Source organism: Psychrobacillus faecigallinarum (assembly GCF_014836595.1).
In the GTDB taxonomy this organism is placed as follows: domain Bacteria; phylum Bacillota; class Bacilli; order Bacillales_A; family Planococcaceae; genus Psychrobacillus; species Psychrobacillus faecigallinarum.
In genome coordinates, this window is sequence record NZ_JACSQO010000017.1 from 21,003 (window position 1) to 32,789 (window position 11,787).

Consider the following 11,787-nt stretch of genomic DNA (forward strand, 5'->3'; position numbering starts at 1 on the left):
CTATGCATCTACTTTCTGTTTTCTACTATAAAATGTCAGCTTCCATCCTATGGAAATACTAATTATAAGCACTAAAATGTATAACCACTCGAGGCTAACTATAGTAACTATCATATGAACAAATGCCATGACACCAACTAAAAACATTGACCCAAACACTTTAATCATCGAATTATCCTGAGCTTGCTTCGGTGTATTGGAAAATGGAAAAGGATCTTTGATGAATATCCAGTAGGAAACTATTGTTAGTCCTACTGCAACTAGCAAAGCTATGATTATGTCCAACCATATTCGAAAGGAAAAAATCCAAAGGAAAACTATACTTAAAGGAATTAATATAGGCATAAAATAGTTAATAATAGTAGCCTTCAAGGTTGCACTATATACAGTAGCTCTAGTAGGAATCGGTGCTACGTAAAAAATCCAATGGGCCTTATAGTAGTTAGAAAACTCAAGCATTGGAATTACCGAAGGAACAAAGATTAGCGCAAAATAGATCACCATAAACGAATTTCCACTCGCTACTTCCTCATAACTGCTAAACCTCAAGTTATTGAAAAGCATAATAAATGGGAAAACAACTGCAAAACCTAGCATTGGATAAATTTTTAGCTTCAATTCCCTTTCTTCCTTTAACATAATGGAGGAAAATCTATAAAAAACCTTCTCTTCACTCGTTCTGCACAATACCTTAGACCAAAAGGTAGTCAATCTTCGAGCCTTTTTCTTTCTTCTATTTGAATCGCTCTGTAATTTGGCTAGGTAGTTTTCAAAGGCAGGCATGAGTCGCACGTACAGTAAAACAGCAAAAATAGGTATGATAATTGCAAGCACGCTGAAAACAATCGTATAAAAAGCATCATTGCCATTAAAAAACAGCTCCAAAGGTGCAGCATACCAAAAAGGTGGGAGGAACAAATGCCACCATGCGAAGCTATAGCCAATATCTAAATTTACGATGTCAAATATGCGTGCTATTAACTGATAGCTGACAGTCATACCAATCGCTAGGAAAATTTGAACGTAATTAATAACATCCTTTAGGATTTCTCCACTAAAGAAGCGTAGGATAAATAGATAAACAAAAGCTGTAAAAATGACCGTCAAACAACTTATTAAAATAATTTCAAGCAAAAATAAAAGTGCAAACAGTATACCAAACTTAAATATACTAACTACCAATGGAATAGCAACAAAGGAGCCGGTCAACAAAACAATATAAATCAAAATATGCATGGTCTTAGCAGCATTGATCGTTCTATTGCTAATTGGCTTCGGCTGTAAGATATTCTTATCTCGGATATCTAAAAGTACTGCAGAAAAGTCGGAAATCATAGAAGTCATTAAGATAAGAAACAGCGTGCTGAACATAATAGTAAAAGAAAAAAGAAAGCTATTTCCTAAAAAAAGAAATGGGGTCAACAGGATAAGTCCAAAAAGTCCATAAATCCATAAAGATTTTAGAAATTGATTTCCATCTTTTTTTACTTTAGAGCCATTGAAAATAGGTGGCATTCTACGACTATCCATCGTCAGCTTAAGCTGCAAGATCCTTCTCATCATGTCATAATCAATATCCAACTTGAGAAAAACTGTCCTAAAGCGATCTAGCACTCTTAGCGATGGAAAATCCTTCATAGCCTTTTCCCCTCGCTTACTGTTTGTACAAAACGTTCTGCTATCTCTTCATGCTCAGTAAACCCAGTCAATTGATTAAAAATCCCCTCCAGTGAGCCCTCCTGACTTTGCTGTTTTAGCTCTTCAAAGCTTCCATCTGCTACTACCTCCCCGTTCACCAATAGCACGATTCGATTACTGATTTTTTCTACGACGTCCATAATATGAGAGGAATAGAAAATTGTTTTGCCTTGCTCAGCAAGTTTTGCAAGAATCTCTTTAATAACCATGACACTGTTGGCATCTAAGCCACTAAGTGGCTCATCGTAAAACAAAAGATCAGGGTCATGCAACAGGCTAGAAATGATTAATACCTTCTGCTTCATCCCTTTTGAAAAAGAGGAAAGCCTTTGATGAAAAGCACCTTCTAGACCAAATTCTTTCATGAGAGAAAAGGCTTTTTCCTCGGCTTTCTCGCTCGTTAGTCCATACATTTCACCAGTAAAAATTAGAAACTCAAAGGCTGTCAGGTTTTCATAAAGCTCCGCAGTTTCTGGGACATAGCCAATCCGTTTTTTATATGTATAATCACTTTTTTGTATATTTTCCCCAAAAATCTCAATCATCCCTGAATAACCTTCAATTAAACCAAGTATTAGCTTCACTGTAGTACTTTTACCTGCTCCATTCGGTCCAATATATCCGATGATCTGTCCCTCGTAGACATCTAAGTTTATCCCGCTTAGAACCTGCTTGTTCCCAAAGCTTTTGGAAACATTTACTAATGATAAAATTTTTTGTGGTTCCATCTAACTCCCCCTTTATTTATATATCTATAGTAGTTACGTGATGAAAAGAACTATCTTCTGTATCTATCTATTTCAGTGTTTCCTAGTATAATAGGATGTAATTATTCAAAATATTTACATTTATAGTGTAACATATAGATAATAGTGTTTGACATCCAATTTTCTTACTAATATTTAATTTGTATTACTGTTGAATTTTTCAGTTAAAGAGTGTAGGATTTGCTAGAATGAAAGTACAGAAGGTATAAGGAGAGAATTCGAATTGTTGACTACTCCAGAATCCAATAAAAAAACAATCACGTTATTAATCATAGGGATAATTTTTATTTCCTCAACACTGCGGGCCCCACTTACTGCAGTTGGTCCAATCATTTCTTATATTAGGGAAGGCTTGGACATTTCTAATGTATTAGCAGGGTTTATCACTACTATCCCATTGCTTGCCTTTGCCATCATCTCCCCATTTGCTCCTAGAGTAGCACGTCGGTTAGGAATGGAAATGACATTGTTTCTTGCCATATTGCTACTGGCGGTAGGAATTGCAATTCGCTCCATCGGCACTCCATTTTTCTTATTATTCGGAACTGCCTTGGTAGGAGTAGCAATTGCATTTGCAAATGTATTGATTCCTAGCTTCATCAAGCTAAAATTCCCATTACAGATTGGGTTACTCACAGGTATCTTCACGGTTTCTATGAATCTATCAGCTGGCATCGGTGCCGGCATTAGCTATCCTATCGCAGAAGGAACTTCGTTTGGATGGCAGGGAGCCCTTGGTTTTTGGTCTATTTTAGCTATCGTTGCCTGTTTAGTTTGGATACCACAAATTAAGAAAAAGCAACAGCTTATCACAGAAGGACCGGACACCAATCCAGTGAAGGCTAAATCTATCTTAAAATCTCCACTAACCTGGTCAATTACCTTATGTATGGGTTTCCAATCGCTTATTTTTTACACAACCGCTGCATGGATTCCTGAAATATTGCAGACACAAGGAATGGAAGCAGAGAAGTCAGGCTGGATGCTATCTATCATGCAATTCTCACAGCTTCCAATGACCTTTCTAATTCCGATACTCGCAGGTAGAATGAAGGATCAGCGAATTCTAGTAGCAGTGTATACAGTTTGCTATTTAATTGGTTTCACAGGGTTATTATACGGAAGTCTATCACTTGCAATACTCTGGATGGTATTCCTAGGATTAGGTGGCGGGGCATCCTTCGGGCTAGTTATGATGTTCTTCTCTCTTCGATCTAGAACACCAATGGAGGCTGCTGACTTATCCGGTGTTGCCCAGTCAATTGGATATTTACTCGCTGCTATTGGTCCTGTCTTCTTTGGCTTTGTTCACGATACGACAGGAAGCTGGAATACTCCTATGATTTTATTCATCGTGACTGCTATTCTCCTATTTTCTGCCGGAATGCATGCTGGTAGAAATCGATTTGTATCAGAGGCTTAACAAACGAGTATATTGAAGGGCATCATTTCTTAATGGAATGATGCCCTTCAAATTTTTTAATGAAGAAAGTTAAAAATACTTGGGTAACTTATAAAGAAAACCTCGATATATCGCTATATTTATTCGTTAAACCAAGACGTTACATAGAAAATTATTCATTGTTTTTTTCATTATAATTTATTATTTTATAATAAAAATACATAATTGTGACAAGGCCAATACCCAAAAGTATACTCCCAGTAGCTAAAAAATTATTTGTATAGCCCGAGATTCTCATTAAGTATATCTCTGTATCTGCCCCTCCCTCTTTTGAAAGCCAATGATCCGCGAAGGAAGTACCAAAATGCACACTGGAAAATATCATTATTAACCCGAAAATACTTAATAAGGCCCCTAGACTAACAAAGCCCTTCATTTTATCTTTAGTCATATTACTACTCCTATCTATCTTTTAGAATTGTCGTAGCTAATTTTGAAGACTTTGTTATTCACGATCTGCCTTACAATATTAGCTTTCAAATACTTTTCTACAAATTCAACATTGCTCTGAAAATCTGTTTCACATTCCTTCATGAATAATTTTAATGAACCCATCATAAAGTAAAATTTTGTTTATGGTACTTTTCATAATTCCTATTGATTTGAAATCGAACAATCTATAAATAAATTTATTCTTTTCTAATAATATAATTTTCCGCTATAGGCTGAAGCATTCCGTGAGGTGAGCGGAAAACGATCACCGTCGTTTTCGCGAGCATTCTGATGCATTATTACAACCCTCCGCTATAAGGAACAAGTAAGAAACGTTCGTTTTTAATTGGCAAAGTGCTATTTATGAAATTAACTTACCTATAACTACTTATTCAACAGTTGTATCTCATAACCCTCTTCTTTATTTGTTGACACAACAAAATGCCCCCTAATTTCTCCAATAACAAAAGACCATCAATCTTATCATTGATGGTCTTTCCATTCCTGAATAATCCATGATTAATACGGATTTGGCTGATAGGAATAATTCGGTGTTAACTTTTCATTGTTATAGGGCTTATGGAAAATATGTGTAGTAGCAGGTGACATAGGTGGGATAAGCCAAGTCCAGTTTCCGCTGACATCTCTACCTGCATCTCTTTCTATTTCCTCGAACTTTTTAAACTGATGTGCCGCAGTATGATGATCAACAATACTGACCCCATCCTCCTTAAAGGAATATAAAACGGCAGCATTCAACTCAACTAATGCGCGATCCTTCCAAAGTGAAGCGTTTGACTTAGTGTTCAGTCCCATTTTCTCAGCTATCTTAGGTAACATGTTATAACGATAATCATCCGCAAGATTCCGTGCTCCTATTTCTGTACCCATATACCAGCCGTTAAATGGAGCAGCTAAGTAGTTAATTCCACCAATCTCTAGCTTCATGTTGGAAATCATCGGAACGGCATACCATTTTAGCAGTAGGTCTTGAAACCACTCCATTTCTGGATGGCGAATGGAAACCTCTAATATATACGATTCAGGAATGTCAAAAAATCTAGCAGGCTGATCCTTCACTTGAATCACTAGTGGAAGTACATCAAATTTCGTGCCCTTCCCTTTCCACCCAAGCTCCTCACATACTTTCGTAAAAGATAGAGAGTCAGGGTCTCCAATGACCCCTACCTCCGTTTCATATCCTGCATAACGTATCAGCTGATGATTCCAAATACGGACATCACTAGGAGAAAAAATCGAAATTGTCGGCCTGATTCTTCCCTCGTTTGTAGCGTATTGAATATGGTCAAGTAGGCTCTTTAAAATATCTTCTTCTTTATGTAACTCTCGCTTATCTATGACCGTTAGACTTTGCCAAAACAAACGACCTATACATTTATTACTATTGCGCCAAGCTACTTTAGCACCGAAATTCAACTCTTCCGCTGTATGTACGTAAGTACCATCACGATTAATCTCTTCTTCTATTTCTTTCAGGCGAGCAACCAACTCTTGTTCCTCTTTACCTGTTTCTGAATAATAAAGTCTCATAAAATCCTGCGCTTCATTTAACATGATCTTATTCCCTCCCACTATCTCTTCCATCTTAGTGGAAGTCAGCAGCCACAAACAAGTACCCCATTTGGTTTATATGTGAGGATTTTATGACACCCATTCAAAAGAACCAGAAAAAAAACTATATACCGCCAACTCTCGAATATGGTAAAATCAATTTAACTTTATATATTCCGGTCTTGTAGCTCAGTTGGGAGAGCACCACCTCGACAAGGTGGGGGTCGCTGGTTCGAGACCAGTCGGGACCATATATTAATAGTAGCCACAACCCTTGCTATCAAAGGGTTTGTGGTTTTTTTATTTACACGAAGAATATTTCACTTATTGTAGTTGGGGTTAAAATGGGGTTAAAATCTAAATAAATTAACGATAAATCTTATTAATACAGAGGAAATATTTATATCCCCCTTTAAAATATTTGTTTTTAAAGGAAATTAATAATTTAAAATGCACATTAAAAATGAGCTGGAAAATGTATCTCCAAGCTCATTTTATATTGGTATCTTTTTTACTTGCCTGCTGCAGCTAATATTGCAATGCTCCACATAATCAGAGTAAACGATATCGTAAGCCAAAAAGTATTGACTGTAGTTTTTTCTTCGTGTTTTACCTTTTTCAGTATAGAAACCAAATTTAAACAAAATATAGCACACAAGATAGGCATTAAAAACAATCCTATGAGTATAGAGGAAGTAATCATATATTTTCACTCCTTTGTAGTTGTTTATCTTTGTTCAACTAAGCTGCCCATTTAGATCAATAAGAAAAAAGGAGTTACTCCTTCTTGAAGTAAAGCACCCGTTAGTTGAAGTATTTACCTTTCTTCTCATTGATGATGGTCGAGAATTCTTCATATTCTTTAATTACATCCTCCGATAAGGGGTGAGAGAATTCTTCTACTCCTATAGGAACTCCTTTACTGCGTTGTTCTTGAAGGTATTCTGAAAAACCTCTATCTATTGCTTTAACAAAATTCTCAAAACTAAATTTATAATTGCTAGTAATGTATTCGCCTTCATAGTAAGTTTCATGTTCAACAAGTTCATGCCAAGTTGAATGTTCAATAAGTAAATCTTCATCCTCTACAGTAAGATAATATTCATCCGAAAAACCGAAACTGCATATTTCAGCTTTGTTCATTTTTCCATTCCATAGCTGTAACAGAAAAAATAATAATGAAGGAAATGAACAGAATGCAATCATAAATTTAAAACGGACTTCTTGACCATCCCCATTTAATTTAATTTCAATATCGCCAAGTCTAAAATCTATATCAAAACGACATACATATTGGTTTTCCAAAAAAACACTCCTTTAATTTCCTTATTGAAGTAAAGCTCCCGTTAGTGGAAGAAGATGGGATATTTTAAGTTAACACTTTACTTAAAGTCATTTACCCAAAACCAATATCGACCAGTGTTTATTTTATTGTTTGCTATTAATAATATAATGGGAATAATGGCTAAGATAATATATAAAGCGACAAATGTTGATGTTTGTAGAACTTCTAATTTTTCAACTATTGTCATACAAATTATTAATATTCCTGTAAATAAGTTAGGAAAAACTAACCCTTTCTGATAAGATTGAAACTTTTCCTCACCTAAAAGAATTCTTGTTTTTTTGGATAATAAATAGTCACTCTTCATTAGATGGCTAAACCCAAAAATTATCATCAATATTCCAAAAACCATTTAAATCCCCCTTTTTTTTATTCAACTAAACTGCTGCGTTAGTTTAAGTGTAACATTTCACAAACAATATCACCTTACGAAAAAACACTTACCACTCCAACCAATTTTCTAAATACACAGGCTTACTTTTCACTGGTTGCCAATCCAATGGTTTATCATTTAACCAGTCATAAAAAGTTACAGGATTGCTTATATAAGGTTCTTCTTCCACAGATGAAGAAATACTTTTGTTTTTATTAGAACGTTCTATAGCCATATTATAAGCTCCTACAAATGCACTTCTAATAGTCTTAGTTATAGTAAGCGTTCCATCAGCAATATCACTAGCTAAATTAACCATTACATCTTTTGCCTTGTGGAAGGCTTGTACACTGTCTATTTCACTAGCTAAGACCAACTTATGCAATTCATCTTTAAAGCCATCTACCAGTGGTAAACTGTGCATAAAATCGAATAGCATCACTTGGTACTCATTGATGTATTCTTTAGCTGCTTCTTTTTCAGCATGAGCTGTATTATATATTTCTTGTAAAGTGCTTGTTTTAAAAGATTTTAAAAGATTAAAAGAATCTAATGATTGGTTTTCAGATTGTGGAGGACAAACCGTGTCGTTACTAGCTTCATCCTCTATCACTCGTTCGGACATTTCCGATAGGACATCGTAAGGTAAAATTTTATATATACTTGCTCCTTTGATTCCATTTAACTTAGTTTGAGCTACTTTTTCAATAATCCCTAACTCTACTAACCTCTTAATAGAACGATAAACAGTTTTTGTAGATACTTCTACTGCATCTGCAATTGTAGAAGCTTTCAAGTGTGATGATCCTGGGTATATTAACGAACGTGAAGCAATTGTAAAAACGATGGCACGCTCTGATTCCGTTAAATTAAAATAGTGTTGCTGGATATGTTGTTCTACATGGTTGTCCATTTCCTCCACACTTTCAAATGTAGAGTATTGCTTTAGATACTCAAATGCCATCGTTCTCACCTCACTCTTATTCATTTTGTTTAAAATTACACTTATAACAATAATTTTTAAACTATATAGTTTAATTATACATAAATTAATTTACATATAAACATTTTTATGTTTATTTTTAAACTTATTAGTGTATAATGAAATTAATTAATGAAACGGAGGTTGAAGAATGGCTGAACAAATCAAAATTTTATTGATAAAAAAAGGCATGACTATTACTGATTTAGCAAAATTGATTAATACTTCTACACAGAATTTATCTAATAAGTTGAAACGTAATGATTTTAAGATGAGTGAATTAAGGGATATAGCTGAAGCGTTGGACGTAGTTTTTGAAACCTACTTTTTAATGGAAGATGGAACGAAGATTTAATTGTGTTAGACGACTATACAATCCTCTTTTATGAGTTTATGATATTGGTAAATATATCAAGGGGATGATGGTAATTGAGCAAGAAAAGAATTGTTATTGGTGTTATAAATTTAACGATTATATGCATTGGGGTTATATTATTAATCGCTTCTTGTGGAGGAAACGAAGAAAAGAATACAATAGATGATGTGATTAAGTCTGTCACTAAAAGTAAATATGAAGTAAAATCGAATGATGGAATTGTAACGATAATAATAGAAAACACAAATATTCATGAAGGATACAAACCAATTTTATTAGATCAAGCGGCGGAAATATTTGCTGGCTTGTCAAAAATAGATGAGGTTAATTCTCCATCTATTCAGTGGAATACCACACTAATTGATTCTTATGGAAACGAAGAAATAGGGGAGGTTCTAGGTATTTCATTTCATGAGGATACTTTTAAAAAAGTTAACTGGGATAACTACGAAAAATTAGATATTGAACAAATTGCGGACAATTATAGACAAAATGAATCGTTAAAAAATTAAGTCTTTAGGTTAAGGAAACAATAAGACCACCTTCCATCACTGGTTGGTGGTTTTTATATCCTTTAATGCAATAAATAGTAATTCCTCGCATTTATCCTTTATCTCTGTGTTTAAAATTTCCTAGAATCTTCTAGACCTCTTGGGTGGAAAACATATATATTAGAATCACCGCTGGGCTCCCTCTTAAAATTTTTCAAATTGTTCCGAAGTAAATACAATTCGAATGTTTTTAAACTTTATTCACCTATGTTATATTATTCTACTTTGATACGTTATTTCATTGCTTATCCTTATCCCTGTTTTTCATTCTCTTTTTTAACTAGGGATGAACCTAGTTCATAAAGTTCATCTAACGGAATTCCTCTCGTTTTAGCGATATCTTCAATTAGTTTAATTTCAAAATGCATAGCATCCGATAAAATACCTTTATCTATATTTAAACTTATAAAATAATAAAAACCTGCCAACATTTCTAATGGCAATTCATCATAAAGAGATCTTTTTATCGGCAATTCCATACCCCCTTTTTAATTTTTATTAAATTTTTATTATTTTACTATATTTCTACATTATTTTATATAATCCTTCTTTTTTTAAAAAATAGCCCCACTCAAATCAATGAGCAGGGCTATATTATTATTTACTATTTAATTTCGCTAACATCGCTTTAGATGGTGTTTCATATTTAATAAATCCATCCATCTTGGTAATCCACATACCAACACCAACATTATATTGACCGCCATGATCTACACGGTCCCGATAGACACGATACTCTTCACCAGGATTCAGCACACGAACCATTTGAAGTTTACCGTTAAGACCATCTTGCCATAGGTTAATTCGTTTCAGAATAGTAACTTTGCCTATTTGACCTTTTTTAAGTTCGGTCTTACCCCACATAATTTTATCAGTGTTAGTTATTCCATCTACCGCTTTCAATGGTGGAAAAACAGGTCGATGCCCAGCCTTCAATTGGGCAATGCTCAAACCTTTGTTGTATTGTAAATGAGGATAGTCTTTAAAGCTCTTCCAATCTCCACCCCATTCAAATCCCATTGATTTAGCAATTGCTGCAACACGTCTCCACTTTTCATTGACCACCCATAATGATTTACTTCCATCATTTGATACTAAAAAGTAATCAATAGCTAGTCCATAATTGTGGATGGACGTTCCTGGTTGAGCATTAGATACAATACTTCCTTTTGAACCATACTTTTTACCATTCCAAATATAGTTTGGTCTTCCTTGACCATATATATAGGCTTGGTCTTCATTGGAGCGAAACCCTGATGATATTTGAATGTAAATACCTTCGTTGTAACAACGCTTAATCAATTCAATGGTATATTCCTTTAAAGAAGGATGCACAGCACCAATTCGATTAACGGATCGTCTGATTAATTCCTCAAGTGCTACAACCATTTATTTCACCTCTTCACGTGGTTTTTTGTAAAACATGGCTTGCTTACTATCTGAAAGTCCGTCTGTGGTTGGGTCAGAAACAATTCCTAGTAACACTAGAATCGCTAAGACTGTATTAAACAAATCTGTTGCTTGCTCATTGTAAATCGTTGTATCGAGTCCAAAAAAAGATGCTACCTGCTGGGCAAGTAACATCACTAATGCGAATAGAGATACTAAAAATGGTTTGTGTTTGAAACGTACTTTCCAATTTATTTTCATGTGTTATTCCTCCTAAAATATATTTGCTATTGCAATACCAACAATTCCACCTACAAGCGCGGTAATTATTGCTGTAATTAAAGCACCGGTTATCTTACGTCTAATCCAATTAGTATCTTCTTTGATTTCATTTAAAGTAGTTTTTAATGTATTGATTTCTTGATTCTGCAGTTGATCTGATAACTCTAGTTTGTGGATGTCTTGCTTCATTCTGTCTTGCTCACTTTTTAGTACGGTTTGTCCATTTTTTATGTCTGCAATGTCTTGCTGGACTTTTTCCTTCCACACATCCATGTTCTCCATCTCCTTGTCCATGTACTGCCCCCTTGAACACATATTTTCTATTAAAAAAGAACGCTCCATATTGGAACGTTCCTACTAATATATTCTCTATTTCAATATTGACTTGTTTAATAAACCTATTAATATTCTATATCGTAAATTTAAATCGATTAACTGTGCACTAAGAAATGCAGCACTTTAATACAAAACAATTACTCCATTGACTTTCTTAAAAGTCATCGAAATCAGAGCTAATTTTATGAACATTTTGTTCAGATAACTTAAAGAAGGTACGTT

General features: G+C 34.4%; 14 protein-coding genes and 1 tRNA gene. 4 read left to right on the plus strand and 11 right to left on the minus strand.

All coding sequences use genetic code 11. The annotated features are described in order from the left end of the window. Together H9650_RS19785 and H9650_RS19790 are read right to left on the minus strand one after the other, a co-directional pair. Entirely contained in the window at nt 1-1,638 is a 1,638-nt protein-coding gene (locus H9650_RS19785) for a hypothetical protein (protein WP_191697964.1), read from the minus strand. Then, nucleotides 1,635-2,426: an ABC transporter ATP-binding protein gene (locus H9650_RS19790; RefSeq protein WP_144541795.1), complete on the minus strand. Its 792-nt coding sequence runs from the start codon at nt 2,424-2,426 to the stop codon at nt 1,635-1,637. The genes H9650_RS19785 and H9650_RS19790 overlap by 4 nt, the downstream gene beginning before the upstream one ends. A 262-nt stretch (nt 2,427-2,688) precedes the next feature. Between H9650_RS19790 and H9650_RS19795 the strand changes: the two genes are divergently transcribed. After that, nucleotides 2,689-3,888: a CynX/NimT family MFS transporter gene (locus tag H9650_RS19795; RefSeq protein ID WP_225216188.1), complete on the plus strand. Its 1,200-nt coding sequence runs from the start codon at nt 2,689-2,691 to the stop codon at nt 3,886-3,888. A 151-nt stretch (nt 3,889-4,039) separates the two neighbouring features. Here H9650_RS19795 and H9650_RS19800 read toward each other — a convergent pair whose 3' ends face one another. Both H9650_RS19800 and H9650_RS19805 read right to left on the minus strand, forming a co-directional pair. Further along, a complete protein-coding gene (locus H9650_RS19800) occupies nt 4,040-4,318 on the minus strand; it encodes a hypothetical protein (RefSeq protein WP_144541791.1) in 279 nt (92 codons plus the stop codon). A gap of 560 nt (nt 4,319-4,878) precedes the next feature. Then, nucleotides 4,879-5,934, minus strand: a complete 1,056-nt coding sequence (locus tag H9650_RS19805; protein WP_151110281.1) for a nitric oxide synthase oxygenase — start codon at nt 5,932-5,934, stop codon at nt 4,879-4,881. Nucleotides 5,935-6,109: 175 nt separating this feature from the next. Here H9650_RS19805 and H9650_RS19810 point away from each other — a divergent pair. Beyond that, nucleotides 6,110-6,182 (plus strand) — tRNA-Val (locus tag H9650_RS19810). A gap of 553 nt (nt 6,183-6,735) precedes the next feature. Here the strand turns inward: H9650_RS19810 and H9650_RS19815 are convergent. From H9650_RS19815 to H9650_RS19825, 3 genes are all read right to left on the minus strand, one after another. Then, nucleotides 6,736-7,236, minus strand: a complete 501-nt coding sequence (locus tag H9650_RS19815) for a hypothetical protein (protein WP_191697965.1) — start codon at nt 7,234-7,236, stop codon at nt 6,736-6,738. A gap of 77 nt (nt 7,237-7,313) precedes the next feature. Further along, nucleotides 7,314-7,628: a hypothetical protein gene (locus tag H9650_RS19820; RefSeq protein WP_191697966.1), complete on the minus strand. Its 315-nt coding sequence runs from the start codon at nt 7,626-7,628 to the stop codon at nt 7,314-7,316. Nucleotides 7,629-7,716: 88 nt separating this feature from the next. Then, the gene (locus tag H9650_RS19825; protein ID WP_191697967.1) at nt 7,717-8,613 is read right to left on the minus strand and encodes a helix-turn-helix domain-containing protein; all 897 of its coding nucleotides are present in this window, start codon (nt 8,611-8,613) and stop codon (nt 7,717-7,719) included. 169 nt (nt 8,614-8,782) lie between these two features. On the opposite strand from H9650_RS19825, the gene H9650_RS19830 reads away from it, so the two are divergent. Both H9650_RS19830 and H9650_RS19835 read left to right on the plus strand, forming a co-directional pair. Further along, a complete protein-coding gene (locus H9650_RS19830) occupies nt 8,783-8,986 on the plus strand; it encodes a helix-turn-helix domain-containing protein (protein WP_191697968.1) in 204 nt (67 codons plus the stop codon). A gap of 74 nt (nt 8,987-9,060) precedes the next feature. Then, a complete protein-coding gene (locus H9650_RS19835) occupies nt 9,061-9,519 on the plus strand; it encodes a hypothetical protein (RefSeq protein ID WP_191697969.1) in 459 nt (152 codons plus the stop codon). Nucleotides 9,520-9,809: 290 nt separating this feature from the next. Here the strand turns inward: H9650_RS19835 and H9650_RS19840 are convergent, their stop codons facing one another. The 4 genes from H9650_RS19840 to H9650_RS19855 form a co-directional block, all read right to left on the minus strand. Next, on the minus strand, nt 9,810-10,031 hold the full coding sequence (locus tag H9650_RS19840; protein WP_225216189.1) for a hypothetical protein: 222 nt from the start codon (nt 10,029-10,031) through the stop codon (nt 9,810-9,812). A 124-nt stretch (nt 10,032-10,155) separates the two neighbouring features. Further along, on the minus strand, nt 10,156-10,947 hold the full coding sequence (locus H9650_RS19845) for a M15 family metallopeptidase (protein ID WP_191697971.1): 792 nt from the start codon (nt 10,945-10,947) through the stop codon (nt 10,156-10,158). Next, entirely contained in the window at nt 10,948-11,208 is a 261-nt protein-coding gene (locus tag H9650_RS19850) for a phage holin (protein WP_191697972.1), read from the minus strand. Between the two features lie 12 nt (nt 11,209-11,220). Further along, nucleotides 11,221-11,523 (minus strand): hemolysin XhlA family protein, encoded by a 303-nt coding sequence (locus H9650_RS19855; protein ID WP_191697973.1) that lies wholly within the window; start codon nt 11,521-11,523, stop codon nt 11,221-11,223. Between the last annotated feature and the right edge of the window lie 264 nt (nt 11,524-11,787).